Origin of the sequence: Variovorax sp. OV084 (assembly GCF_900111625.1) — a bacterium.
Classification (GTDB): Bacteria; Pseudomonadota; Gammaproteobacteria; order Burkholderiales; family Burkholderiaceae_C; genus Variovorax.
The window spans coordinates 164241-188053 of record NZ_FOII01000005.1 but is presented as its reverse complement, the minus strand read 5'-3'; the positions used below and the strand labels follow the sequence as shown (position 1 = coordinate 188053).

Here is a 23813-nt window from a genome sequence, read left to right as displayed (position 1 = left end):
ACCTGCTCAGGTTTGCGCTGCCGCTTCGAAGATGTCGCGCAGCCATTGCGTGAACACTCGCACCCGCGACGACAGCTGCCGGTTCTGCGCATAGAGCACCGAAACCGGCATCGGCGGTGGCGCGAAGCCGGGCAGCAGCACCTTCAGTCGCCCGTCTGCAAGTTCGCTGGCCACGCGATAGCGCGGCACCTGCACCAGCCCCAGGCCCGCGACGGCCGAGCCGGTGTACAGGTCGGCGCCCGTCACCGAGACGATGCCGCCGAGCTGCACGGTGGTCACCCGCCCATCGACCGTGAATTCGAGCGGCACCGCCTTGCCCGTGGCGCTGGAGATGTAGTGGATGGCGCGGTGCACCGACAGCGCTTCCACGCTCTCGGGCTCGCCGTGCTGCGCCAGGTAGGCCGGGCTCGCGACCGTGACCTGCGGCAGCAGCGCCACGCGCCGCCCGACCATCGATGAATCTTGCAGCGTGCCCGCGCGCAGGACGCAGTCGACGCCTTCGCGTACCAGGTCCACCAGCCGGTCGTCCTCGCCGATGTGCAGTTCCAGGTCGGGATATCGCGCCAGGAACGCCGGCAGCGCGGGCACCACGAAATGCCGCGCCAGCGTGCCCTGCAGGTTCACGCGCAGCAGGCCCTTGGGCGCCTCGTCGCGGAACAGGCCCTCGGCCTCTTCCACGTCGGCCAGCAGCCGCACGCAGCGGCGGTAGTAGGCCTCGCCGTCCTGCGTGAGGCGCACGGTGCGGGTGGTGCGCTCCAGCAGCCGGGTGCCCAGGCGCTGCTCCACGCGCTTGATCAGGGTGGTGACGGTGGCGCGCGGAATCTGCAGGTCTTCGGACGCCTGCGTGAAGCTCTGGCGCTCGGCGATGCGCACGAAGGCCAGCATTTCCTGGAAGCGGTCCATGGCTGGGCTCCGGATCTATTGTTGAAGTAAATGGAATGGTAATGGCGATTTGAGGCTGATTATCTTTGGATGGGAACGATCGATCATTCGTCTCACCAACCCACTACTGCAAAGGAAACAGCCATGAACAAGCCCTCCAACTCCAACGTCGCCCTCGTCACCGGCGCATCGCGCGGCATCGGCGCCGCCATTGCGCGGCGGCTCGCCAAGGATGGTTTCGCGGTCGCCGTCAACTACGCGTCGAGTCCGGCGCAGGCCGACGCCCTCGTCGCCGAACTGCAGGCCGCTGGCGGCAAGGCTTTCGCGGTCAAGGCCGACGTGGCCAGCGCCGGCGAAGTGCGCGCCATGTTCAACGCCGTCGAGGCGCAGCTCGGCAAGGTCGACGTGCTGGTCAACAACGCCGGCGTGCTCAAGACCGTGCCGCTGGCCGAGCACACGGACGCGCTCTACGACCAGACCTTCGACATCAACGTGCGCGGCACTTTCAACACGCTGCGCGAAGCCGCCGCGCGCCTCAACGAGGGCGGGCGCGTCGTCAACTTCTCGAGCACCACGCTCGCGCTGAACATGCCCGGCTATGCGATCTACAACGCCACCAAGGCGGCGGTCGAGGCCTTCACGCACGTCTTCGCCAAGGAGCTGCGCGGCCGAAACATCACGGTGAACGCCGTGGCGCCGGGCCCGATCGCCACCTCGCTGTTCCTCGACGGCAAGACCGAAGAACAGATCCAGACCTTCGCGAAGATGCCGCCGCTGCAGCGCCTCGGCCAGCCCGAGGACATCGCTTCGGTGGTGGCCTTCCTTGCCGGTCCGGATGCGGGCTGGGTCAACGGGCAGGTCCTGCGCGCCAACGGCGGCGTGGCCTGAGGCATTCGCTTTCTCGGATCAACCCAACCCATACGGAGAAACCTCATGCAAAAGCAGATCATCCTGGTCACCGGTGCTGGCACCGGCATTGGCAAGCTCAGCGCGCAATCGCTGGCCGAAGCCGGCCACGTCGTCTACGCGTCGATGCGCGACATCGCGGGCCGCAATGCCGGCCGCGCCGCCGAACTGCGCTCGCTCGCTGCGGCGAAGAACATTCAGCTGCACCCACTCGAACTCGACGTGCTCTCGCAGGACTCGGCCGATGCCGCCGCCGCGACCATCGTGCGCGAGCAGGGCCACCTCGACGTGGTGATGCAGAACGCCGGCCACCTCGTGGTCGGTCCGACCGAGGCCTTCACGCCCGAGGAGATCGTGAAGGTGTTCGACACCAACGTGCTCGGCGCGCAGCGCGTGAACCGCGCGGTGCTGCCGTACCTGCGCAGGCAGGAGTCGGGGCTGATGCTGTGGATCAGCAGCACTACCACCAAGGGCGGCTTTCCGCCGTTCATGGGCCCTTATGGCGCGGCCAAGGCGGCGATGGATTCGCTGGCCGTCACGCTGGCCTACGAGATCGCGCGCTTCGGCATCGAGACTTCCATCGTCGTGCCGGGCGCCTTCACCAGGGGCACCGACCACTTCCCGAGCGCGGGCAAGCCGGCCGATGCCGCGACCGCCGCCGCCTACAGCCGCTACGACGGCGTGATGGACCAGATCGGCGAACGCCTCTCGGCGCTGACGCCCGACAACGCCGACCCGCAGGCCGTGGCCGACGAGATCGTGCGCATCGTGGGCCTGCCCGCCGGCACACGGCCGATGCGCTCGCTGATCGACTTCGTGGGCGACGGTGCGACGGAGGTGTTCGAGGTGTCGGAGCGTGTGCGCATCGAGTTCGCGAAGCGCATCGGCATGGGCGATCTGCTCGAAGCGAAGGTACGGCGCTAAGAGGCCAAGAGGAGGCTAAGGGAGGCGTCATAAAAGGTGGGTCGGTCTTCCTGTCCAATAGCGGCATGGAAAACCCACCCCACGACCTCGCGGAACGCGTGACCGAGCTCGAGATCAAGTCGAGCTACGCCGAAGACCTGCTCGACCAGCTGAACATGACGATCTACCGCCAGCAGCAGCAGATCGACCGGCTGATCCTGCAGGTCACGCAACTGAAGGAGCAGAGCCAGAACGCGATGCAGGACGGCGCCGCGCGCAACCCGCGCGACGAGCTACCGCCGCATTACTGAGTCAGGAAGATCAGCCGTGCGAGTGCCAGAGCACGGCGAAGAAATGGCAGGTGCTGCCCGCCAGCACGAACAGGTGCCACACCGAATGCGCGAAGCGCACCTTGTTGTCGAACAGGAACACCACGGCGCCCGCCGTATAGAAGAGCCCACCGGCCACGAGCCAACCCAGCCCTGCCGGTGACATGCGCTCGTACAGCGGCACCGCAGCCATCAGCGCCATCCACCCCATCGCCACATAGAGTCCGGTCGACCACAGCGGATGCTGCAGCCGGTTGAACAGCTTGGCGCTCACGCCCAGCACGGCCGCCGCGCAGATGGCGCCGAACAGCGTCCACCCCAGCGGCCCGCGCAGCACGCCGAAGAGAAAGGGCATGTAGCTGCCCGCGATGAAAAGGTAGATGGCCGCGTGGTCCAGCCGGTTGAACCAGGCCTTGGCCCGGCCCATGGGCAGTGCGTGGTACAGCGTGGAGATCAGGTACAGCACGATGGCCGTGCCCGCGAAAAGACAGGCGCCGACCACGCCCGCGGCCTGCCCCTTCTGCACCGCGTTGTAGACCAGGATGGGCAGCGCGGCGATGGCCAGCGCCAGGCCCAGGCCGTGGCTCAGGGCATTGAAGAGTTCTTCCATCGCCGTCTGGTCGCGGGCTGCCAGCACGGAGGTGCGCTGCGAGGGTTGCGTCTGGGAGGGAGCTGTCGTCATCGGAACCTCATGCAGATGGAGGGATGTAGTGGTTGCCTACTTGACCTGCTGCTTGCCCAGCTTGCGCGCCAGCGTACGCCGGTGCATGCCGAGCCTGCGCGCGGTCTCCGAGATGTTGAAGCCGGTTTCGGCCAGCGTCTCGTGGATGCGCTCCCATTCGAGCGTCTTGATCGAGGTCGAGCGGTTGGTCAGCTCGACCTCTGTGGTGCCGGCGGCGCGGCCGAAGGCGGCCTCGATGTCGTCGGTGTTCGACGGCTTGGCCAGGTAGTGGCAGGCGCCGAGCTTGATGGCTTCCACGGCGGTGGCGATGCTGGCGAAGCCCGTCAGCACCACGATCAGCATCTTGGGGTTGTGCCGGTGCAGCATCTGCACGGCGGCAAGGCCTGAGGCCTCGCCGTTGAGCTTCAGGTCGACCACCGCGTAGCCGGGCGACGCGGTGGCCAGCAGGGCGTCGACTTCCGCGAGGTTGCCTGCCTGCGTCACGGCATAGCCGCGGCGCTCGAAGGAGCGGCCGAGCGCGCGCGCGAAGGCGTCGTCGTCCTCGACGATCAGCAACTGGCGCTCAGCTTCGGTTTCGGTCATTGCCTTCCACTTCGATGGTCTCGCCGTCGAGGACCTTTTCGTCGTCCTCTTCCGCCTCTTCTTCTTCCAGCACGATGGCCGCGAGCGGCAGTGTGATCTTCACGATGGCGCCGCCCTCGGGCCGGTTTGCCGCCGCGACGCGGCCGCCGACAGTGCGCGCCACGTTCACGACCAGGAACAGCCCCAGCCCACCGCCAGGGCGGCCCTTGCTCGACTGATAGGGTTTGCCGAACTCCTTCAGGATGGCCGGCAGGAAGCCGGGGCCTGCGTCCGTGACCGTGATCGTCAGCGCGTCGGCGTCGTGCGCCGCCTCAAGGCGCAGCCAGTGCGGCGACGCCTCCAGCGCATTGTCGAGCACGTTGCAGATCATCTGCTTGAGGGCCGAGTCGGAGACCATGGGCAGGTCCCGGCCAAAGCGGTTGTCGTACTCGAAGTCTTCCACGGGGCGGGTGGTGCGCCACTCTTCGATCAGGTCGTCGAGGAAGGTGCTGACCGTGGTTTCTTCCGACGATTCGCCGCGCGCCTCGCCGGCCGACAGCAGGATGCCGCTCACGATGCTCTTGCAGCGCTGGATCTGCAGCTCCATCTCGGCCACCTCGGTCAGCAGCTCGGGGTCGGAGCTGAAATGCGGCAGCCGGCGCCAGTCGCCCAGGATCACCGCCAGCGTGGCCAGCGGCGTGCCCAGCTCGTGCGCCGCGCCCGAAGCCAGCAGGCCCATGCGCACGATGTGTTCTTCTTCCGAGGCGCGCTGGCGCAGGTCGGCCAGCCGGGCGTCGCGCGCGCGCAGGTTGCGGCCGATGCGGGTGATGAAGATCACGAGCAGCGCCGCGTTCAGCGCGAAGCACACCAGCATGCCCTGGATGTAGGGGCTCCACAGGCCGCGGTTGTGGTCCAGCGGCAGCGCGAGCGGACGCGAGAACAGCGCCAGCCCGGCGAAGCAGATGCTGGTGATGACCACGATGGTCCAGGTCGACCAGGGCTTCAGCAGCACTGCCCCCAGCGTCACCTGCAGCAGGAACAGAAACACGAAGGGGTTGGTCGCGCCGCCGCTCAGGTAGAGCTGCGCCGTGAGCGTGGCCACGTCGACCAGCAGCGCGAGGAACAGTTCGCCGTTGGTCACGCGCCGGTGGCTGCGCGAACGCAGCAGGCTCACCATGTTGAAGAGCGCGAGGCAGGTCAGCACCTGCAGCATGTGGTCCAGGGGCAACCGGATCGCGAAGCCGTAGTGCACCACCAGGATGGTGACGACCTGCCCGACCACGGCGAACCAGCGCAGCTGGATCAGCTGCTGCATGTTCTGGTGGCCGGTGGCGTTGTCGAGGCTCGCGACGCCGGCGCGGGGGGCGTGCAGTTCGCCCGCGACCGCGGCGGTGTCAGTCGTCGCGGCGAGCATCTTGGGCGGGGCGGGCTTCGGCATGGGCCGCATTTTCGTCGCTGCGCCGCACGAACCAGGCCGCGACCAGCACCATCAGGGCCAGGCCGTACCACGTAAGGGCATAAACCAGGTGGCTGTTGGGAAAGGCGATGACCGTCAGGCCGGCGGCGGGCCATGCGGGAGTGTCGATGGTGGCAGTGGCCTGCGCGGGCGCGGCCTCGGCATCGACGAAGTAGGGCGCGACGTCGTTCAGGCCGCGCGCCGCGGCAATGGCTTGCACGTCGCGCGAGAACCAGCGATCGGCGGCTGCGTCGTTCTTGCGCAGGAAGCCGCCCTTGGGCTCGGTGAGGCGCAGCAGGCCGGCCACGGTGGTCTCGCCCTGCGGCTCTGGCGCGGTGCGGGCCGGGCGTTCGCGTGCTTCAGGCGGCACGAAGCCGCGATTGACGAGCACCACGGTGCCGTCCCCGCTGCGCAGCGGGGTCAGCACCCAGAAGCCGGCGCCAAGCTTGGTGCTGGCCTGCACCAGCGTCTCTTTGTCGTGGAGGAAAGTGCCGGCAAGGCGGACATGCCGGTATTCGTCGTAGGCCGCGTTGACCGTGGGCCATTCGTTTCGCCCGGGGGCCGCGGCAGCCGGGGCATGCACGCGCTGTTCGACGCGGGCGATGAGATCGAGCTTCCAGGCCCTGCGCTCGACCTGCCAGGTGCCGAGCGCGAAGAAGCCGGCAAAGGCGAGGGCTGCGCCGACCGCCAGCGCCACCCGCGCGGCGGTGGAACGCTGGCGGACCGCTGCCGCCATCAGGGCATGTTCTTCATGTCGTGCATCGAGGCCGGCATCATGTTGGTGTTCATGTGGTACATGACCCACAGCGAACCGGCCAGCGTGATGACCACGAGCACGAGCGTGAAGATCAGCGCCAGCATGTTCCAGCCGCCTTCGGACTTGGCGTCCATGTGCAGGAAGTACACCATGTGCACCACGATCTGCACCACGGCGAAGGCCAGGATGACGAGGGCGGTGGTGTTGGGCTTGTCGAAGACCTTGGCCATCACGAGCCAGAACGGAATGGCGGTGAGGATCACGGCCAGCACGAAGCCGGTCATGTAGCCCTTGAAGGTGCTGTGGCTCACCGGGCCATCGTCGTGGCTGTCATGGCCATGTGCGCCGTGGCCGGCGGTTTCGGTGTGCGCGCTCATTGCAGCGATCCCATCAGATACACGAAGGTGAAGACGCCGATCCAGACCACGTCCAGAAAGTGCCAGAACATCGACAGGCACATCAGGCGGCGGCGGTTGGCGGCGGTGAAGCCGTGCTTGGGCAACTGGATCATCAGCACGATGAGCCAGACGATGCCGAAGGTCACGTGCAGGCCGTGGGTGCCCACCAGTGCGAAGAACGACGACAGGAAGGCGCTGCGCTGCGGGCCCGCGCCTTCGTGGATCAGGTGCGCGAACTCGTACAGCTCCAGGCCGATGAAGCCCGCGCCCAGCAGGCCGGTGATGGCCAGCCAGACCAGCACGGCGCCCATGCGGCGCTTCTGCATCTCGAGCACGGCAAAGCCGTACGTGATGGACGACAGCAGCAGCAGCGAGGTGTTGATTGCCACCAGCGGCAGGTCGAACAGGTCGGCGCCCGAGGGGCCGGCCGCGTAGCTGCGGCCCAGCACGCCGTACACCGCGAACAGGCACGCGAAGATGAGGCAGTCGCTCATCAGGTAGAGCCAGAAGCCCAGCAGCGTGCCGTTCTCGGGGTGGTGGTCTTCGTTGCGGACGTTGAAGACCTCGAACGCGGGCGCGTTCGACGCTTGGCCGGCGCTGCCGGCGGAAAGAGCGGTGGTGTTAGACATGGGCAGCTAGCAGGCGCGTGCGCGCGTCTTCGGTGCTGACGACTTCTTCCGTGGGGATGTGGTAGTCGCGCTTGTAGTTGAACGTGTGGATGATCACTGCGGCGAGCATGGCGACGAAGCCGATGCCGGCCACGAGCCACATCTGCCAGATCATTGCGAAGCCGCCCACCGCGGCCAGCGCCGCGATGATGAAGCCGGCAGCCGTGTTCTTGGGCATGTGGATCGGGCTGAAGCCTTCCAGCGGACGCTGGTAGCCGCGGGCCTTCATGTCGGACCAGGCGTCGTTGTCATGCACGCGCGGCGTGAACGCGAAGTTGTAGGCCGGCGGGGGCGACGAGGTCGACCATTCGAGCGTGCGGCCGTTCCACGGGTCGCCCGTGGTGTCGCGCAGCGATTCGCGGCGAATGAAGCTCACCACCAGCTGGATGATGAACGAGGCGATGCCCAGCGCGATCAGCACGGCGCCGAAGGCGGCAACCTGGAACCAGATCTGCAGCGACATGTCCTGGAAGTGGTTCATGCGGCGGGTGACGCCCATCAGGCCCAGGATGTACAGCGGCATGAAGGCGAACCAGAAGCCGACGATCCAGAACCAGAACGAGCACTTGCCCCAGAACGGGTCGAGCTTGTAGCCGAAGGCCTTCGGGAACCAGTAGGTGATGCCCGCCAGCATGCCGAACAGCACGCCGCCGATGATCACGTTGTGGAAGTGGGCGATCAGGAACAGGCTGTTGTGCAGCACGAAGTCGGCCGGGGGAACGGCCAGCAGCACGCCGGTCATGCCGCCGATCACGAAGGTGATCATGAAGCCGATGGTCCACATCATGGGCAGCTCGAAACGGATGCGGCCGCGGTACATGGTGAAGAGCCAGTTGAAGATCTTCGCGCCAGTCGGGATCGAGATGATCATCGTCGTGATGCCGAAGAACGAGTTCACGCTGGCACCGGAGCCCATGGTGAAGAAGTGGTGCAGCCAGACGAGGTACGACAGGATGGTGATCACGACCGTGGCGTACACCATCGAGGCGTAGCCGAAGAGGCGCTTGCCGGAGAAGGTGGAGACCACTTCCGAGAAGATGCCGAAGGCCGGCAGGATCAGGATGTACACCTCGGGGTGGCCCCAGATCCAGATCAGGTTCACGTACATCATGGCGTTGCCGCCGAGGTCGTTCGTGAAGAAGTTGGTGCCGACGTAGCGGTCGAGCGACAGCAGGGCCAGCACGGCGGTCAGCACCGGGAAGGCTGCAACGATCAGAACGTTGGTGCAGAGCGCGGTCCAGGTGAACACGGGCATCTTCATCATCGTCATGCCGGGCGCGCGCATCTTCACGATGGTCGCCAGCAAGTTCACGCCGGATAGCAATGTGCCCACCCCCGCTATCTGCAATGACCATATGTAGTAGTCGACCCCCACGTCGGGGCTGAAGAGAATGCCCGACAGCGGCGGGTAGGCCAGCCAGCCGGTCTTGGCGAATTCGCCGACGAACAGCGACGCCATCACGAGGCCGGCGCCGAAGGTGGTCATCCAGAAGCTGAAGTTGTTCAGGAACGGGAAGGCCACGTCGCGCGCACCGATCTGCAGCGGCACCACGAAGTTCATGAGGCCCGTGACCAGCGGCATCGCCACGAAGAAGATCATGATCACGCCGTGGGCGGTGAAGACCTGGTCGTAGTGGTGCGGCGGAAGGAAGCCGGCGTTGTCGCCGAAGGCCATCGCCTGCTGGGCCCGCATCATCAGCGCGTCGGCGAAGCCGCGCAGCAGCATCACCAGGCCCAGGATGATGTACATGATGCCGATCTTCTTGTGGTCGATGCTGGTGATCCAGTCGCGCCACAGCATGCCCCACAGCTTGAAGTAGGTCAGTGCGCCGAGGACGGCGATGCCGCCCAGCACCACGCCCGCAAAGGTCGCGAGCAGGATCGGTTCGTGGAAGGGAATCGCCTCCCATGAGAGGCGGCCGAAGACGAGCTTCGTCAGGTCTAGGTTCTGCAACATCTTATTCTTCGGTGGTGCACATCGCGGTGACGTACTTGCGCTTGGGCGTGTCGAGTGAATCGACCTGCCAGGCTTGCTTGGTGGCAACGTTGAAGGCGCCGGGCTTGCCCATGCCGCCGTCGGCGTCGATGGCCATCATTTCCTTCATGCACATCTTGTTGCGGTCCACGCACAGGTTGAGGATGGCGTCGTACAGGGCAGGGTCCACGGCGGCGTAGTGGCGCACGGGCTCGCGCTCGCTGGGCACTTCGAGCTTCTTGTAGAGATCGCGCGTGAGTTCGCCGTCCTTGCCGGCCTTGACCTTCTGGACCCACTGGTCGAAGTCGCCGTTGCTCAGGCCGTGGAATTTGAAGCGCATGCCCGAGAAGCCGGCGCCGCTGTAGTTGGCGGAGAAGCCTTCGAACTCGCCCGGCTTGTTGATCACCGCGTGCAGCTTGGTTTCCATGCCCGGCATGGCGTAGATCTGGCCGGCCAGCGCGGGGATGAAGAACGAGTTCATCACCGAGGAGGCCGTGATCTTGAAGCTGATCGGGCGGTCCACCGGGGCGGCCAGCTCGTTCACCGTGGCGATGCCCTGCTCGGGGTAGATGAAGAGCCACTTCCAGTCGAGTGCCACCACTTCGACCACCAGCGGCTTGGTTTCGGCCGGAATCGCGCGCTGGGCGTCGAGGCGGCGCAGCGGCTGGTAGGGGTCGAGAGTGTGGGTGCTGATCCAGGTGATGGCGCCCAGCGCGATGATGATGAGCAGCGGCGCCGCCCAGATCGCCAGTTCGAGCTGGGTCGAGTGGTCCCAGTCGGGGCTGTAGGTGGCCTCTTTGTTGGACTGGCGATAGCGCCAGGCAAAGAAGATGGTCAGGGCGATCACCGGGATGATGATGATCAGCATCAGCACGGTGGAGACGACGATGAGGCGTCCCTGCTGATTGGCGATGTCGCCGGATGGGTTCATCAGCACCGTGTTGCAGCCCGCCAGGAGCATGGCGGAAAGCAGCAGGAGTGATCGGCGAAGGTTCTTGAGGATGTGCATGCCGAAGGAAAAGAGGTGCAGGGGCGACGCAAAAAGACCCCACAATCTACGCCTGAAGACGGGTTTCGCCTATTGGACGTTTTGTCCTATGGCGGTAAATGTGATTCGGTGCGACGCTCTGGGATCTCCATGGTCTTATGGTGTCGCGCCCCGGCGTGACACCTGAATTACAGCAAGCAATGACGACGTCCAGCATCAGTCCGCAAGGCGCACAGCCGCTGCCGAACTCGCCCGAGCACGGCGGCGCCCGGCAGGGCGACGACCACTCGCACATCGCCCCCGGCGAGATCGCGGTCGGCGTGATCATCGGCCGCGCCTCCGAATATTTCGACTTCTTCGTCTACGGCATCGCCTCGGTGCTGGTGTTCCCGGCGGTCTTCTTTCCGTTCGAGCAGCACCTCGAGGGCGTTCTCTATTCGTTCCTGATCTTTTCCTTCGCCTTCATCGCGCGTCCGTTCGGAACTGTCATCTCGATGGTCATCCAGCGACGATTCGGGCGAGAGGCCAAGCTCACGTCGGCACTTTTCGTGCTGGGCACCTCCACCGCCGGCATCGCCTTCCTGCCGGGCTATGCGAGCCTGGGCTTCACGGCGATCGTGCTGCTGTCGGTGTTCCGTTTCGGCCAGGGCCTGGCGCTGGGCGCTTCCTGGGACGGCCTGCCGTCGCTGCTGGCACTGAATGCCCCGGCCAACCGCCGCGGCTGGTACGCCATGCTGGGCCAGCTGGGTGCGCCCATCGGCTTCTTCATTGCCAGCGCGCTGTTCGCTTACCTGTATTCGAGCCTGCCGTCCGAGGACTTCCTCGACTGGGGCTGGCGCTACAGCTTCTACGTGGCCTTCGCGATCAACGTGGTGGCGTTGTTCGCCCGCCTGCGCCTGGTGGCCACCGACGAATACTCGCGCCTGCTCGAAGAGCGTGAACTGGAGCCCACCAGCGTGAGCGAACTGGTTCGCTCTCAGGGCGCCAACCTGCTGATCGGCGCCTTCGCCGCGCTGGCCAGCTATGCGCTGTTCCACCTGATCACGGTGTTCCCGCTGTCGTGGATCACGCTGTATTCCGACCAGTCGGTCACCGAATTCCTGATCGTGCAGATGATCGGCGCGGTGCTCGGCGCTGCCGGCATCGTGGCCTCGGGCCTGCTGGCTGACCGCATCGGCCGACGCTTCACGCTGGGCGGCCTGGCTGCCGTGATCGCGGCTTTCAGTGGTTTCGCCCCCACGCTGCTCGATGGCGGCCGCGTCGGGCAGGACATCTTCATCCTGCTGGGCTTCGTGATCCTGGGCCTGTCGTACGGTCAGGCGGCCGGCGCCGTGACCTCGAACTTCGCACCCAAGTACCGCTACGTTGGCGCGGCACTCACGGCCGACCTGGCCTGGCTGATCGGTGCGGCGTTCGCGCCACTGGTTGCCCTCGGCCTGTCGGCCCACTTCGGTCTGGCCTACGTCAGCATCTACCTGCTGTCGGGTGCCATCGCCACGCTGGGCGCGCTGGGGCTGAACCGGGCACTGGCGCGGGACTGACGACTTGCACAAGGCAGCCAACTGCCGCCGTTTCTTTCAAAAGGGGCCGTTTCGGCCCCTTTTTCATTAGGATGCCCCGATGTTCGCCGCCGCAATCTTCGACATGGACGGGCTGCTGATCGATTCGGAGCGGCCCATCATGGCCGCCTGGATCGAGGCCGCCCGCACGCTCGACATCGAGCTTTCGCACAGCCAGTACCTGCAGGTCGTCGGGCTGGCCATGACCGAGTCCGAACACATCCTCGCGGCGCTGCTGGGCGGTGCGGATGCCTACAACCACGCCGTGGCTCATGTCCGCCAGCGCCTGCAGCTGGAGCGCTCTGACGGTGCGCCGCTGTTTCCCATCAAGCCCGGCGCGGCCGAATTCCTGAGCGCGCTGCGCGAACGTGGCACGCGCTGCGCCGTGGCCTCGTCATCGACCAGCGGGCAGATCCAGGCCTGCCTTGGCAGCCTGGGCGTGCTGCACCATTTCTCGGCTTTTGCGGGCGGCGACGAGGTTGCGCGCGCCAAGCCCGATCCGGCGCTCTACCTGCTCGCGGCCGAACGGCTGGGCGTGGACCCGGCGGAATGCATCGCCTTCGAGGACAGCGAGAACGGCGCCAAGGCGGCGCTCGCTGCGGGCATGCGTGTCGTGGTCGTGCCCGACCTCAAGCACCCGCCCGCATCCATCATCGAGCGGGCCTTCCATGTGCTCGAGTCGCTGCACGAAGCGGTGCCGCACCTGCCGCGCTGGTTTCCTGCCGAGGCCGCGACAAGGCTCTCATGATCAAGATCGGCACGCTCTGCCATGTGGTCGACAGCTGCCTGGCGTCGCCCTTCACGGAGCGTGCGGTGGGCCGGATCGTGGAAGTTGTCTCACTGCCCTACGAGGCGCCGAGCGAGCGCTACCTGCCCGGCACGTACTACGACGTGCTGTTCGAGGGCTGGACCTTTTATTGCCGCAGCGACAAGCTCGTACCCATTTCCGACCCCGATGCCGAGATCGAACGCTGGGAAGACGCCTTCCTCGACGAGCCTTCGCCGGCTGTTCAGAGCACTTCGTCGCGCAACTGCGGGAACACCTTCGACACCTTCGCGAGCAGGTAGTCGCCATAGCGCCCGCTGAAGGCGTGCACGTTGGCGCGGTCCCAGCGCTCGGCGCTGTCGTCGCGCGCCTCGGCGCCTGCGAGGCCTTCGATGCGCTGCACGCGCGCCTCGAAGTTCGGATCGAAGAACAGCGGAAACGACAGCCGGTCGCGCCCTGAAGTGTTGCGCTTCACCCGGTGCGGCGTCGACTTGTAGAGCCCGCCGGTCATGCGGTCGAGCATGTCGCCGATGTTGCAGACGAAAGAGCCCGCCACGGGCGGCGCGTCGATCCAGCCACCTGGCGTGTGCACCGCGAGGCCGCCGATCTGGTCCTGGTGCAGGATCGTGAGCAGCCCGTAGTCGGTGTGCTCGCCCACGCCCCACTGCACGTCGAGGCCTTCGGGCACGGCCTGCGTCGGATAGTTGAAGAGGCGGAACAGGATCAGCGGGTCGGCCGTGTAGCGTTCGGCGAAGTAGTCCGCGTCCAGGCCGAGGCTCAGCGCGATGCCTTCCATCAGCCGGTGACCCAGTTGCGTGACGGCCGCCATGTAGTCGAGGATGGTCTCGCGAAAGCCCGGCACGTCGGGAAACAGGTTTGGCCCGTGCACTGGCGTTTTCGCCTGCACCAGTGGGTGCGTGGGGGGCAGTTCGGTGCCGAGGTAGAGGCCTTCCTTCCAGTCGGGCCGGCCCGAAGTCAGCTCGCCGCCGAGCGGGAAGAAGCCGCGCCAGGCGCGTCCGCCGAGGGCCATGCGCCACTGCATCTTGGTTTCTTCGGGCAGCTCGAAGAAGCGGTGGCTCAGCTCTTCGAGCCGCTTCACCAGCGCCGCATCGACGCCGTGGCCCGTCACATAGAAGAAGCCGTGGGCGCGGCAGGCGGCGCCGATCTGTGCGGCGACGGCGTCGCGCCCGGGTGTGCCGGCAATGAGCGGCGCGACGTCGATGAGGGGGAGGGTGGTGTCGGTCATGCGTCTCTCGCGAAAGGCGATCGGATGTCGGACAGGAACTGCTGCGCACGCGGATGCTGTGGCCGGTTGAAGAAGTCGTCGGGCGTGGCGCGCTCCAGCACCTTGCCTTCGTCCATGAACAGCACGCGGTCGGCCACCTCGCGCGCGAAGCCCATTTCGTGCGTCACGCAGACCATCGTCATGCCGTCGCGTGTCAGGTCGCGCATCACCAGCAGTACCTCGCCGACCATTTCGGGGTCGAGCGCGCTGGTGGGCTCGTCGAACAGCATCAGCGGCGGCTGCATCGCGAGCGCGCGTGCAATTGCCACGCGCTGCTGCTGGCCGCCCGACAGTTCGCTTGGCCATGCGTTGGCCTTGTTCGACAGGCCCACGCGGTGCAGCAGCGCCATCGCGCGCTCGTCGGCCTCCTTGCGCGTGAGGCCGCGCAGCTGCATCGGCGCCATCGTGCAGTTCTGCAGCACCGTGAGATGCGGGAACAGGTTGAACTGCTGGAACACGAAGCCGATGCGCGAGCGGAAGGCGTTCACGTCCAGGCCCGGCGCATGGATGTCCTGCCCGTCGACGACGATGTGGCCCGATTGAATCGGCTCCAGCCGGTTGAAGGTGCGGATCAGCGTCGACTTGCCCGAGCCCGAGGGCCCGCACACCACGACGACTTCGCCCTTGTGGATGGTCTCGCTGATGTCGACCAGCGCGTGGTAGCTGCCGTACCACTTGTTGACTTTTTCGAGTTCGATCATGCGGACACCTTGGCGGCGGCTGTAGAGATGCCGCGGCGCGCGAGCCGGCGTTCCAGCCAGTAGGCGAAGCGCGACAGGCCGAAGCAGAGAATGAAATACGTCCCGCCCAATATCAGGTAGATCTGCGCGGGCTTGGTGAACACCTGCGTGTTGATCTGCGTCGCGATGAACGACACCTCGGCCAGCCCGATGATGTAGCCCAGCGAGGTTTCCTTGATGGTCGAGACGAACTGGTTCACCAGCGAGGGCAGCATGCTGCGCAGCGCCTGCGGCAGCACCACGAGCCGCATTGCTCGGCCATAGCCCAGGCCCAGTGCGCGGGCCGTTTCCATCTGCCCGCGCGGCAGGCCCTGGATGCCGGCGCGCACGATCTCGGCGAGGTAGGCGGCATCGAACACCACGAGCGCGATCAGCATGGTGGTGAACTGGTCGGTCTTCACGCCCGTGACGCTGGGCAGGAAGAAGTAGGCCCAGAAGATCACCATCAGCAGCGGCAGCCCGCGCACCACGAACACGAAGCCCGTGACCGGCCAGCGCAGCCAGCGCCACGGGCTCACGCGCGCCAGCCCGAGCACGATGCCCAGCGGCAGTGCGAGCACCAGCCCGCAGGAGGCCAGCAGCAGCGTGAGCACCAGCCCGCCGAGCGGGCCGTTGGGGTACTGCCCGATGAGGAAGTAGACCCAGTAGTCGTTGATGATCTGCAACATCGCGTTGGCGCCCTCAGATGGTCCGCACCGGGTAACGGTGGTGGTACCAGGTCGCCAGCCCGGTGATGGCCAGCGACACCGTCAGGTACGCCGCGCTCGCGAACGCAAAAGACTCGAAGCTGCGGAAGGTCGCGCTCTCGACCTGGCCTGCCTGGTACATCAGCTCGGCCACGCCGATCACGGTGGCGATGGAAGTGTTCTTCCAGAGGCTCAGCGTCTGCGAGATGAGTGGCGGAATGGTCACGCGCAGCGCCTGCGGCAGCACCACGCGGCGCATGGTGGCCAGGTAGCTGAAGCCCATTGCGCGGCCGGCTTCGAACTGCACCGAGGGAATCGCGCGGATGCCGCTGCGGATGTCTTCCGCCATGAAGGCCGCCGTGTACAGCGCCAGCGCAATCACCGCGCTGTAGGCCTCGATATGCCCCGCGTAGAGCCATTGCTTGATGCCCTCGGGCAGCAGCTCGGGTGCGCCGAAGTACCAGAACAGCATGTGCGCGAGCAGCGGGATGTTGCGGATCGACTCCACGTACGCAAAGCCGAGCCAGCGCAGCGGCGCGAAGGGCGACAGCCGCAGGAGCGCCACCACCAGTGCGATGGGCAGCGCCAGCACCAGCGCGGCCACGAGCAGCTGCAGCGACAGCAGCAGGCCCGCGATGAGCATGTCGTGGTACTTGCCGGTCAGCAGCAAGGAATAGTCGAACAGGGGCATGGGGGGCGACAGTATCACCGCCGCGAAGGGCCGGGGCCGCGTGCCCCCATCCCGGCCTTCCCCCGGCGGGGGAAGGAGAAACGCGGGCTCAGTCGATCTTGTCGGAGTCGAGCTTGAAGTCGCGCGTCTGGAAGCCAGAAGCCGTCGTCGGGCCGTACCACTTGATGAAGATCTTCTGCGCTTCGCCCGACTTCTCGAGCTCGCGCAGCGTGTCGTCCACCACGGCCTTCAGGCCGGTCTCGCCCTTCTTGATGCCGATGGCCAGCGCCTCGGTGCTCAGGTTCTGCTTGAGCACCACGTACTGCGCCTTCTGCGGGCCCAGCTTGGCGTAGCTGCGCAGCAGTGCGGCCTCGTCGTCCACATAGCCCACGCCCTTGCCCTGCTGCAGCGCCTGGAAGGCCTGCTGGCTCGTGTCGAAGGTCACGACCTCGACGTTGGGCACGGCCTTGCGGATGTTGGGCTCCTGCGTGCCGCCGCGGATGGTCAGCACCTTCTTGCCCGCGAGCTGCGGCACTTCGGCGATGCCGCTGTCCTTCTTCACGATGGCCTTCTGGCCGGTGACGAAGGTGGTGAGAGAGAAGTCGATCTGCGCCTCGCGCTCCTTGTTGTGCGTGAGGCCGGCTGCCACCAGGTCAACGTGGCCCTGCTGCAGCTCCGGAATGCGCGCGGCCACAGCGATCTGCTTGAGCACCGGCTTCACGCCGATCTTCTTGGCGATGGCGTTCACCAGGTCGACTTCGTAGCCGACGATCTGGCGCGTCTTCGGATCGACGAAGGTCGCGGGCTCGTCGGTGCCGAGCACGCCGACGACCAGTTCGCCCTTTTTCTTGATGTCGGCCAACTGGTCGGCGTGGGCGACGGTGCCGAGCAGGAAGGTGGAAGCGGCGACGGCCGCGGCGAGCAGGGTGTGGCGCATAGGTTGTCTCTCTCCTAGAGGAAATTCAGGGTCGAACCATATCAATAAAACCCCTGATTATTAAATCGTCAATCGACATATGCATATGGACAAGCTGAAGGCGGTTATTACGGGCTGGGTTAAATTCGCGGCGCCAAAAACGCGCTCCCGCCGTTTTCTTCCCGCATCTCTCATCCAGCGAGATCCTCATGATCATCAAACCCCGCGTACGTGGCTTCATCTGCGTCACGACCCATCCCACCGGCTGCGAAGCCAACGTCAGGCAGCAGATCGACTACGTCAAGGCCCAGGGGCCCATCGCGGGCGGCCCGAAGAAGGTGCTGGTGATCGGCGCATCGACCGGCTACGGCCTGGCCGCGCGCATCACCGCCGCTTTCGGCAGCGGCGCCGACACGCTCGGCGTGTTCTTCGAACGCCCGGGCAGCGAAACCAAGCCCGGCTCGCCCGGCTGGTACAACACCGCCGCTTTCCATCGCGCCGCGACAGCCGAAGGCCACTACGCGAAGAGCATCAACGGCGATGGCTTCTCCGACGCGGTGAAGCAGCAGGTCATCGACACCATCCGCGCCGACCTCGGCCAGGTCGACCTCGTCGTCTACAGCCTGGCCGCGCCGCGACGCACGCACCCGAAGACCGGGCAGGTCTTCAACTCGGTGCTCAAGCCCATCGGCAAGTCGGTGAACCTGCGCGGCCTCGACACCGACAGCGGAGCCGTGAAGGAAACGGTGCTCGAACCCGCGACGCAGGAAGAAATCGACAACACCGTGGCCGTGATGGGCGGTGAAGACTGGCAGATGTGGATCGACGCGCTGCAGCAGGCCGGCGTGCTGGCCGACGGCGCGAAGACCACCGCCTTTACCTATCTGGGCGAGCAGATCACGCACGACATCTACTGGAACGGCTCCATCGGCGCCGCCAAGAAGGACCTCGACCAGAAGGTGCTGGGCATCCGCGCGCAGCTGGCCGCCAAGGGCGGCGATGCGCGCGTGTCGGTGCTGAAGGCGGTCGTCACGCAGGCCAGTTCGGCCATTCCGATGATGCCGCTGTACCTGTCGCTGCTGTTCAAGGTGATGAAGGCGCAGGGCACGCACGAGGGCTGCATCGAGCAGGTGCACGGGCTCTTTGCCGAAAGCCTCTACGGCAGCACACCGCACATCGACGAGGACGGTCGCCTGCGCGCGGACTACAAGGAACTGGCGCCGCAGGTGCAGGCTCGCGTGCTGGAGCTCTGGCCGCAGGTGACCGGCGACAACCTCGACGAGCTCACCGATTTCGCCGGCTACAAGACCGAGTTCCTGCGCCTCTTCGGCTTCTCGGTGGAGGGCGTGGACTACGAGGCCGACGTGAACCCCGACGTGGCCATTCCCGGCCTCGTGCAGCTCTAGCAAGCGCCTGGAGGGATACTCCCGCCCATGCAGATTCAAGAAAAGCCGCCCGCCGGCACGCCGTTCGACTGGATCGGCGGCGAACCGAAGGTAGAGGCGCTGGTCGAGCGCTTCTACGACCTGATGGACCTCGAGCCCGCCTATGCGCAGCTGCGCGCAGTGCACGGCACCAGCCTCGACAACGCGCGCCAGCGCCTGTTCTGGTTCCTGTGCGGCTGGCTCGGCGGGCCGCAGCACTACACCGACCGCTTCGGCCATCCGATGCTGCGGGCGCGCCACCTGCCGCAGAGCATCGGCGGCCACACCATCGGCATCAAGGAGCGCGACCAGTGGCTGGCCTGCATGGACCAGGCCATGGGCGAGACGGGCGTGCCGGAAGACTTGCGCGAGCGCCTGCGCGACTCCTTCTTCAAGACCGCCGACTGGATGCGCAGCCGCGGCGAGTGACCGACCGATCACACAACGATTTCGAAAGACGCTTCTCTCATGAATTCCATCGTCATCATCGGCGGCGGCCATGCCGCGGCCCAGCTCTGCGCCGGCCTTGCCGAAGCAGGGCAGGGCGCGCGCGTGCACCTGGTCTGCGAAGAGGCCTGCGAGCCGTATCACCGCCCGCCGCTGTCCAAGGCCTTTCTCAAGAGCGCGGAAGAAACCACGCAGCCGCACAAGGCCGCCGACTGGTATCGCGAGGCGGGCATCACGCTGCACCTGGGCGATGCCGCCGTGGCCATCGACCGCGAGGCGCACACCGTCACTCTGCGTTCGGGCGCGATCCTGCCGTGGCAGCAGCTGGTGCTGGCCACCGGCACCCGCGCGCGCCAGATGCCCGACTTGAAGCCGGGCCTGGAAAACGTCGCGAGCCTGCGCGCGGCCGACGAAGCGCATCGCCTGCGCACGCGGCTCGCGGCGGCCGAACATGTGACGGTGCTCGGCGGCGGCTTCATCGGGCTCGAAGTGGCGGCCACTGCCAAGGCGCTCGGCAAGTCGGTGCAGGTGATCGAGAGCGCGCCGCGGCTGCTGGGGCGCGCGGTGTCGCCCGAGTTGTCGGCGCACGTGCTCGCCACGCACCGCGCGGCCGGCATCGACATCGTGCTCGGCGCGCAGACCGGCGCGTTCGAAGTCGAAGGCGACCGGCTGGTGTCGGTGCAGGTCAACGGCGTGAAGCAGCCTGTCGACCTGCTGCTGCTCGGCATCGGCGCAGTTCCCGAGACCGCGCTCGCGCAAGCGGCCGGCATCGAATGCGCGGACGGCATCGTGGTCGACGGCCACATGCAGACCAGCGCGGCCGACGTGCTCGCGGTGGGCGACTGCACGCGCTTCCCCGACCGCCGCGCGGGCCGGGCGCTACGGCTCGAATCGGTGCAGAACGCCAACGACCAGGCGCGCACCGCAGTGGCCACGCTGACCGGCGCGGCGCGCGCGCACGACGCGGTCGCGTGGTTCTGGTCCGACCAGGGCGGCATGCGCCTGCAGATGGTCGGCCTGATGCCGGCCGAAGGCACGCCGGGCCTGAGCAGCGTGCGCCGCGCGGGGCCGAAGCCCGATGCGTTCTCGCTGTTCCATTACGTCGACGGGCAGCTCGTGTGCGTGGAGTCGGTGAATGCGCCGGTCGATCACATGATGAGCCGCAAGCTGCTCGAAGCGGGGCGCAACCCCGATGCGGCGGCGGTGGCGGATGCGGCGGTACCACTAAAGAATCACCTGTCGTGAACCTGTCGTAAGAGTGCCGCAGGTCAGGCCCGGTTCACTGGCCTGTCACTCTGCTTTCAGAGACTGGTCTTCCTCTAATTTGCAGGGAGACCTCTCGATGAAGAACGATGCAGCGGCCACGTCGCTTTCGCGTTTTGTCCCCATGACCACCTGTGCCGCCGTCCTGGCCGCCGCGCTCACCGCCTGTGGCGGCGGAAGCGGCGGCGGCAACGTCGTCATTCCGCCGGTGACGTCGAACCCCACGCCCACCACGCCCGCACCGGTGGCCAAGGGCACGCGCACCACGGTGGCCCTGCTCGAAACCACCGACCTGCACTTCAACGTGCTGAGCTTCGACTACTTCAAGGTTGCCGAAGACAAGTCGTACGGCTACGAGCGCGCGTCCACGCTGATCAACGCGGCGCGCAAGGAGTTCGCCAACACGATGCTGTTCGACAGCGGCGACACCATCCAGGGCACGGCGCTGGCCGACTACGAGGCGCTGATCAACCGCATTCCGTGCACGCAGCCGCTGTCGATGTACAAGGCGATGAACGCCACGGGCTTCGATGCCGGCACGCTCGGCAACCACGAATTCAACTACGGCCTGGAGTTTCTCAATCAGGCAATCGGCGGCGGGCTCGATGTGGATGGCGTGGACGCCACCAAGAAGTGCGTCGGGCCGAGCTTTCCGCTGGTGCTGGCGAACGTGCAGAGCGTGAAGACCGGCAAGCCGCTGCTCGCGCCGTACGTCATCCTGAACAAGCAGTTCACCGCGACCGGGCCCGACGGCAAGAGCGTTACGGTGCCGCTGAAGGTTGGCGTGATCGGCTTCACCACGCCCGGCATCATGAACTGGGACAAGCGCTACCTCGAAGGCAAGCTGCGCACTGAGGGCACGGTGGAAGCGGCAACCCGGTACATCCCCGAACTGCGCGCCAAGGGCGCCGACATCGTTGTCGCGCTGCAGCACGGCGGGATCGACGGATCGGCCTACTCGCCGACGATGGAGAACTCGGCCCTGTACCTCGCGAAGGTGCCGGGCATCGACGCGCTGATGATGGGCCACCAGCACGCCGTTTTCCCCGACCGCAGCGCCAAGCCCGGCTTCACGCAGGCCGGCGTGGACAACACGGCCGGCACCGTCAACGGTGTGCCGGCGGTGATGGCTTCGTCGTGGGGCAAGTCGCTGGGCCTCATCAAGCTGGAGCTGGAGTACGACGGCAAGGCCTGGAGCGTGGACAAGAGCAAGACCGTGGTCGACGCGCGCTCCACGCAGACAGGCAAGGACAGCGCCAACAAGGCCGTGTACGTCGATGCCGACCCTGCGATCGCTCCGCTGGTCGATACGCAGCACAAGGCCGCGATCACCTACGTGAAGACGCCTATCGGCAGTACCGACTTCCGCATGAACACCTTCTTCGCGGACGTGGGCGACCCGGGTGCGATCCAGATCGTGAATCAGGCGCAGGCCGACTACGTGAAGGCCTACATCCAGGCCAACCTGTCGCAGTACGCGAGCCTGCCGGTGCTGTCAGTGAGCGCGCCTTTCAAGTCGGGCTACGAAGGCGGTCGCGACTACACCGACGTGGCCGTGGGCAACCTGGCGATCTTCAATGCGGCCGACCTGTACCTGTACCCGAACACGGTGTATGCGGTGAAGGTGACGGGCGCGGAAATCAAGAGCTGGCTCGAAGCAGCGGCCAAGCGCTTCAACAAGATCAGCCTGACGGCCACGGCCGACCAGCAGCTCATCAGCACCTTTCCGGGCTACAACTTCGACATGTTCACCACGCCCGACGTGCAGTACGAGATCGACGTGACGCAGGACGTGGGCAGCAGGATCAAGAACCTGACGTACCTGGGCGCTGCGATCGACCCGGCGAAGGAGTTCGTCATCGCGACGAACAACTACCGTGCGACGAGCGGTGCGAGCTTCATCCCCGCGCTGGACGGGCGCGCGACGATCTATGCATCGCCGGATGCGAACCGCGACGTGCTGATCGACTACATCAAGGCCAAGAAGACCATCACGCGTGCAACCAACGGTGCGGCGCGCAGCTGGCGTTTCACGCAAGTGACGACGGCGGGGAATGTGGTGTTCACGTCGGGGCAGGGCCAACTGAGCGCTGCGACGGATGCCGGATTGACGAACATCTCGCTGCTGACGGCCGATGATGGCAGCGGCAAGGGCCGCTCGGTCTACAAGCTCGATCTGAGCCAGTAAGGCAAAAGAGAAACCGGCGTCCCGTGCGGCTCAGCGCCGCGCGGGCGCCAGCAGCACGACGAGGGCGCCGGCCCCGCCTTCAGCAGGCTTGGCCTGTACGAAGGCGATCACTTCGTTCTTCTGGATCAGCCAGCGCTGGGTCTTGGTCTTCAGCACCGGCTGCTTGCCCGGCGAACCCAGCCCCTTGCCGTGCACCACGCGCACGCAGCGCAACCCTTGCTTGTAGGCCGTGCGGATGAAGCCGCCGAGCGCCTCCCGCGCCTCGTCGCTGCGCAGCCCGTGCAGGTCGACCTGCGCCTGGATCGCCCAGTCGCCCTTGCGCAGCCGCGCCGTCACATCGGTGCCGATGCCGGGGCGGCGGAAGCTCATGGCGTCGTCCACGTCGAGCAGCGTGGTCACGTCGAACTCGTCGGAGAGCGACTCGCGCAGCACGCGCTGCTCGTCGAGCTGGTGCTGCACGGGGATGGGCGCGGGCGGCTCCGGTGCGAGCGGCACGGCGGCTTTGCGGCGCAATGGTTCGGTGGCGCCGATGGCTCGGGCGAACAGGTCTTTCTCGGCGGCGCGCTTGCGTTCGGCCGCTGCCTTGGCGGCTGCCTCGGCGGCTTCGCGCTCGCGGGTTTCGGCGAGCGCGCGCTGCACCTGCTTGAGGTCGGCGAGGTTCTTGAGCGAGGGAGCGCGCGAGCCCATCAGAGCAGCCCTCTCTCGGCCATCGAGAAGCTCTGCCCGGGGCTCACGATGATGTGGTCGAGCACCCGCACGTCCACCAGCGCCAGGGCGGCTCGCAGCGTTTGCGTGAGCGACTCGTCGGCACGCGAGGGCTCGATGTTGCCGCTCGGGTGGTTGTGCGCCAGCACCACGGCCGCGGCCTGGTGGTGGATGGCACGCGTGACGACCTCACGCGGGTAGACGCTGGTCTGCGTGAGCGTGCCGCGGAACATTTCTTCCAGAGCGATCATGCGGTGCTGCACGTCGAGGAAAACCACCGCGAAAACTTCATAGGAGCACGAGCCGATGTGCAACTGCAGGTATTGCTTCACTGCGCCGGGCGAGTCGAACACCGCGCGCTCCTTGAGCCTTTCGCCCATGGCACGGCGTGCCAGTTCGAGCACGGCGATCAGCTCGGAGCGCTTGGCGCTGCCGCCCATGCCCTTGACGGCCTTGAGGTCTTCGGCGCCGGTGTGCAGCAACCCCGAGAGCCCGCCGAAGCGTTCGAGCAGTTGCTGCGCCAGCTGCAGCACGTTCTTGCCCGCAACTCCGGTGCGCAGCAGCAGGGCCAGCAGCTCGGCATCGGCCAGCGCGGACGCTCCCCGCGAGATGAGTTTTTCGCGGGGACGGGCGTCTAGGGGGAGATCCTTGAATGACAT

General features: G+C 66.5%; 26 protein-coding genes. 10 read left to right on the top strand and 16 right to left on the bottom strand.

From position 1 onward, the window contains the following. Positions 1-6: 6 nt before the first annotated feature. Positions 7-903 (bottom strand): LysR family transcriptional regulator, encoded by an 897-nt coding sequence (locus BMW87_RS15970; protein WP_093077358.1) that lies wholly within the window; start codon positions 901-903, stop codon positions 7-9. Between the two features lie 123 nt (positions 904-1026). Between BMW87_RS15970 and BMW87_RS15965 the strand changes: the two genes are divergently transcribed. The 3 genes from BMW87_RS15965 (at position 1027) to BMW87_RS15955 (ending at position 3002) form a co-directional block, all read left to right on the top strand. Continuing rightward, complete coding sequence (locus BMW87_RS15965; RefSeq protein ID WP_093077356.1) at positions 1027-1770, top strand: SDR family oxidoreductase; 744 nt, start codon at positions 1027-1029, stop codon at positions 1768-1770. Between the two features lie 45 nt (positions 1771-1815). Beyond that, positions 1816-2712, top strand: coding sequence for an SDR family oxidoreductase (locus BMW87_RS15960; RefSeq protein WP_093057986.1), 897 nt, complete (start codon positions 1816-1818; stop codon positions 2710-2712). A 65-nt stretch (positions 2713-2777) separates the two neighbouring features. Then, a complete protein-coding gene (locus BMW87_RS15955) occupies positions 2778-3002 on the top strand; it encodes a SlyX family protein (RefSeq protein ID WP_093057985.1) in 225 nt (74 codons plus the stop codon). 10 nt (positions 3003-3012) lie between these two features. Here the strand turns inward: BMW87_RS15955 and BMW87_RS15950 are convergent, their stop codons facing one another. The 8 genes from BMW87_RS15950 to cyoA are packed head-to-tail and all read right to left on the bottom strand — an operon-like array spanning position 3013 to position 10526. After that, positions 3013-3702 (bottom strand): PAQR family membrane homeostasis protein TrhA, encoded by a 690-nt coding sequence (locus tag BMW87_RS15950; RefSeq protein WP_177142429.1) that lies wholly within the window; start codon positions 3700-3702, stop codon positions 3013-3015. 36 nt (positions 3703-3738) lie between these two features. Then, positions 3739-4284, bottom strand: coding sequence for a response regulator transcription factor (locus tag BMW87_RS15945; protein WP_093057984.1), 546 nt, complete (start codon positions 4282-4284; stop codon positions 3739-3741). Next, entirely contained in the window at positions 4265-5701 is a 1437-nt protein-coding gene (locus BMW87_RS15940) for an ATP-binding protein (RefSeq protein ID WP_177192784.1), read from the bottom strand. Before BMW87_RS15940 ends, BMW87_RS15945 begins: the two co-directional genes overlap by 20 nt. Beyond that, positions 5658-6455 (bottom strand): SURF1 family protein, encoded by a 798-nt coding sequence (locus BMW87_RS15935; RefSeq protein ID WP_093077355.1) that lies wholly within the window; start codon positions 6453-6455, stop codon positions 5658-5660. Before BMW87_RS15935 ends, BMW87_RS15940 begins: the two co-directional genes overlap by 44 nt. Continuing rightward, entirely contained in the window at positions 6455-6853 is a 399-nt protein-coding gene (gene cyoD / locus BMW87_RS15930; RefSeq protein WP_093057982.1) for a cytochrome o ubiquinol oxidase subunit IV, read from the bottom strand. The genes BMW87_RS15935 and cyoD overlap by 1 nt, the downstream gene beginning before the upstream one ends. Then, on the bottom strand, positions 6850-7503 hold the full coding sequence (gene cyoC, locus BMW87_RS15925; protein WP_093057981.1) for a cytochrome o ubiquinol oxidase subunit III: 654 nt from the start codon (positions 7501-7503) through the stop codon (positions 6850-6852). The genes cyoD and cyoC overlap by 4 nt, the downstream gene beginning before the upstream one ends. Further along, a complete protein-coding gene (gene cyoB, locus BMW87_RS15920; protein WP_093057980.1) occupies positions 7496-9499 on the bottom strand; it encodes a cytochrome o ubiquinol oxidase subunit I in 2004 nt (667 codons plus the stop codon). The genes cyoC and cyoB overlap by 8 nt, the downstream gene beginning before the upstream one ends. Before the next feature lies 1 nt (position 9500). After that, positions 9501-10526, bottom strand: a complete 1026-nt coding sequence (gene cyoA / locus BMW87_RS15915; RefSeq protein WP_093077606.1) for a ubiquinol oxidase subunit II — start codon at positions 10524-10526, stop codon at positions 9501-9503. 179 nt (positions 10527-10705) lie between these two features. Here cyoA and BMW87_RS15910 point away from each other — a divergent pair, with 179 nt between their 5' ends. The 3 genes from BMW87_RS15910 to BMW87_RS15900 all read left to right on the top strand — a co-directional run bounded on the left by BMW87_RS15910 (position 10706) and on the right by BMW87_RS15900 (position 13132). Continuing rightward, positions 10706-12046 carry an MFS transporter gene (locus BMW87_RS15910; protein ID WP_093057978.1) on the top strand — a complete coding sequence of 447 codons (1341 nt, stop codon included), beginning with the start codon at positions 10706-10708 and terminating at the stop codon, positions 12044-12046. Positions 12047-12125: 79 nt separating this feature from the next. After that, positions 12126-12812, top strand: a complete 687-nt coding sequence (locus BMW87_RS15905) for an HAD family hydrolase (RefSeq protein WP_093077353.1) — start codon at positions 12126-12128, stop codon at positions 12810-12812. Further along, positions 12809-13132 (top strand): hypothetical protein, encoded by a 324-nt coding sequence (locus BMW87_RS15900; RefSeq protein WP_093077352.1) that lies wholly within the window; start codon positions 12809-12811, stop codon positions 13130-13132. The genes BMW87_RS15905 and BMW87_RS15900 overlap by 4 nt, the downstream gene beginning before the upstream one ends. Here the strand turns inward: BMW87_RS15900 and BMW87_RS15895 are convergent. The 5 genes from BMW87_RS15895 to BMW87_RS15875 all read right to left on the bottom strand — a co-directional run bounded on the left by BMW87_RS15895 (position 13075) and on the right by BMW87_RS15875 (position 17148). Further along, positions 13075-14076, bottom strand: a complete 1002-nt coding sequence (locus BMW87_RS15895; protein WP_093077350.1) for an isopenicillin N synthase family dioxygenase — start codon at positions 14074-14076, stop codon at positions 13075-13077. The two genes, BMW87_RS15900 and BMW87_RS15895, sit on opposite strands and share 58 nt — an antisense overlap. Next, the gene (locus BMW87_RS15890; protein ID WP_093077349.1) at positions 14073-14816 is read right to left on the bottom strand and encodes an amino acid ABC transporter ATP-binding protein; all 744 of its coding nucleotides are present in this window, start codon (positions 14814-14816) and stop codon (positions 14073-14075) included. The genes BMW87_RS15895 and BMW87_RS15890 overlap by 4 nt, the downstream gene beginning before the upstream one ends. Next, entirely contained in the window at positions 14813-15523 is a 711-nt protein-coding gene (locus BMW87_RS15885; RefSeq protein WP_093077347.1) for an amino acid ABC transporter permease, read from the bottom strand. The genes BMW87_RS15890 and BMW87_RS15885 overlap by 4 nt, the downstream gene beginning before the upstream one ends. Positions 15524-15536: 13 nt before the next feature. After that, entirely contained in the window at positions 15537-16232 is a 696-nt protein-coding gene (locus tag BMW87_RS15880) for an amino acid ABC transporter permease (RefSeq protein ID WP_093077346.1), read from the bottom strand. 88 nt (positions 16233-16320) lie between these two features. Beyond that, positions 16321-17148 carry an ABC transporter substrate-binding protein gene (locus tag BMW87_RS15875; RefSeq protein ID WP_093077344.1) on the bottom strand — a complete coding sequence of 276 codons (828 nt, stop codon included), beginning with the start codon at positions 17146-17148 and terminating at the stop codon, positions 16321-16323. 188 nt (positions 17149-17336) lie between these two features. Here BMW87_RS15875 and fabV point away from each other — a divergent pair, with 188 nt between their 5' ends. The 4 genes from fabV (at position 17337) to BMW87_RS15855 (ending at position 22449) form a co-directional block, all read left to right on the top strand. Then, on the top strand, positions 17337-18533 hold the full coding sequence (gene fabV / locus BMW87_RS15870; RefSeq protein ID WP_093057972.1) for an enoyl-ACP reductase FabV: 1197 nt from the start codon (positions 17337-17339) through the stop codon (positions 18531-18533). Positions 18534-18560: 27 nt separating this feature from the next. Continuing rightward, positions 18561-18980: a group II truncated hemoglobin gene (locus tag BMW87_RS15865; protein ID WP_093077343.1), complete on the top strand. Its 420-nt coding sequence runs from the start codon at positions 18561-18563 to the stop codon at positions 18978-18980. A gap of 39 nt (positions 18981-19019) precedes the next feature. Next, a complete protein-coding gene (locus BMW87_RS15860) occupies positions 19020-20243 on the top strand; it encodes an NAD(P)/FAD-dependent oxidoreductase (RefSeq protein WP_093077341.1) in 1224 nt (407 codons plus the stop codon). A gap of 142 nt (positions 20244-20385) precedes the next feature. Next, on the top strand, positions 20386-22449 hold the full coding sequence (locus tag BMW87_RS15855) for a bifunctional 2',3'-cyclic-nucleotide 2'-phosphodiesterase/3'-nucleotidase (RefSeq protein ID WP_093077605.1): 2064 nt from the start codon (positions 20386-20388) through the stop codon (positions 22447-22449). Positions 22450-22479: 30 nt separating this feature from the next. Here the strand turns inward: BMW87_RS15855 and BMW87_RS15850 are convergent, their stop codons facing one another. Both BMW87_RS15850 and radC read right to left on the bottom strand, forming a co-directional pair. After that, entirely contained in the window at positions 22480-23136 is a 657-nt protein-coding gene (locus BMW87_RS15850) for a Smr/MutS family protein (RefSeq protein ID WP_093057969.1), read from the bottom strand. Then, complete coding sequence (gene radC / locus BMW87_RS15845) at positions 23136-23813, bottom strand: RadC family protein (protein WP_093057968.1); 678 nt, start codon at positions 23811-23813, stop codon at positions 23136-23138. The genes BMW87_RS15850 and radC overlap by 1 nt, the downstream gene beginning before the upstream one ends.

Coding starts and splice junctions, on each gene's coding strand:
- BMW87_RS15890 (WP_093077349.1), bottom strand. CDS start 14,816: ATGATCGAACTCGAAAAAGTCAACAAGTGGTACGGCAGCTACCACGCG.
- BMW87_RS15965 (WP_093077356.1), top strand. CDS start 1,027: ATGAACAAGCCCTCCAACTCCAACGTCGCCCTCGTCACCGGCGCATCG.
- BMW87_RS15865 (WP_093077343.1), top strand. CDS start 18,561: ATGCAGATTCAAGAAAAGCCGCCCGCCGGCACGCCGTTCGACTGGATC.
- radC (WP_093057968.1), bottom strand. CDS start 23,813: ATGTCATTCAAGGATCTCCCCCTAGACGCCCGTCCCCGCGAAAAACTC.
- BMW87_RS15850 (WP_093057969.1), bottom strand. CDS start 23,136: ATGGGCTCGCGCGCTCCCTCGCTCAAGAACCTCGCCGACCTCAAGCAG.
- fabV (WP_093057972.1), top strand. CDS start 17,337: ATGATCATCAAACCCCGCGTACGTGGCTTCATCTGCGTCACGACCCAT.
- BMW87_RS15895 (WP_093077350.1), bottom strand. CDS start 14,076: ATGACCGACACCACCCTCCCCCTCATCGACGTCGCGCCGCTCATTGCC.
- BMW87_RS15950 (WP_177142429.1), bottom strand. CDS start 3,702: ATGACGACAGCTCCCTCCCAGACGCAACCCTCGCAGCGCACCTCCGTG.
- BMW87_RS15910 (WP_093057978.1), top strand. CDS start 10,706: ATGACGACGTCCAGCATCAGTCCGCAAGGCGCACAGCCGCTGCCGAAC.
- BMW87_RS15935 (WP_093077355.1), bottom strand. CDS start 6,455: ATGGCGGCAGCGGTCCGCCAGCGTTCCACCGCCGCGCGGGTGGCGCTG.
- BMW87_RS15880 (WP_093077346.1), bottom strand. CDS start 16,232: ATGCCCCTGTTCGACTATTCCTTGCTGCTGACCGGCAAGTACCACGAC.
- BMW87_RS15960 (WP_093057986.1), top strand. CDS start 1,816: ATGCAAAAGCAGATCATCCTGGTCACCGGTGCTGGCACCGGCATTGGC.
- BMW87_RS15855 (WP_093077605.1), top strand. CDS start 20,386: ATGACCACCTGTGCCGCCGTCCTGGCCGCCGCGCTCACCGCCTGTGGC.
- BMW87_RS15860 (WP_093077341.1), top strand. CDS start 19,020: ATGAATTCCATCGTCATCATCGGCGGCGGCCATGCCGCGGCCCAGCTC.
- BMW87_RS15885 (WP_093077347.1), bottom strand. CDS start 15,523: ATGTTGCAGATCATCAACGACTACTGGGTCTACTTCCTCATCGGGCAG.
- cyoB (WP_093057980.1), bottom strand. CDS start 9,499: ATGTTGCAGAACCTAGACCTGACGAAGCTCGTCTTCGGCCGCCTCTCA.
- BMW87_RS15955 (WP_093057985.1), top strand. CDS start 2,778: ATGGAAAACCCACCCCACGACCTCGCGGAACGCGTGACCGAGCTCGAG.
- cyoA (WP_093077606.1), bottom strand. CDS start 10,526: ATGCACATCCTCAAGAACCTTCGCCGATCACTCCTGCTGCTTTCCGCC.
- BMW87_RS15945 (WP_093057984.1), bottom strand. CDS start 4,284: ATGACCGAAACCGAAGCTGAGCGCCAGTTGCTGATCGTCGAGGACGAC.
- cyoD (WP_093057982.1), bottom strand. CDS start 6,853: ATGAGCGCGCACACCGAAACCGCCGGCCACGGCGCACATGGCCATGAC.
- BMW87_RS15900 (WP_093077352.1), top strand. CDS start 12,809: ATGATCAAGATCGGCACGCTCTGCCATGTGGTCGACAGCTGCCTGGCG.
- BMW87_RS15970 (WP_093077358.1), bottom strand. CDS start 903: ATGGACCGCTTCCAGGAAATGCTGGCCTTCGTGCGCATCGCCGAGCGC.
- cyoC (WP_093057981.1), bottom strand. CDS start 7,503: ATGTCTAACACCACCGCTCTTTCCGCCGGCAGCGCCGGCCAAGCGTCG.
- BMW87_RS15875 (WP_093077344.1), bottom strand. CDS start 17,148: ATGCGCCACACCCTGCTCGCCGCGGCCGTCGCCGCTTCCACCTTCCTG.
- BMW87_RS15940 (WP_177192784.1), bottom strand. CDS start 5,701: ATGCCGAAGCCCGCCCCGCCCAAGATGCTCGCCGCGACGACTGACACC.
- BMW87_RS15905 (WP_093077353.1), top strand. CDS start 12,126: ATGTTCGCCGCCGCAATCTTCGACATGGACGGGCTGCTGATCGATTCG.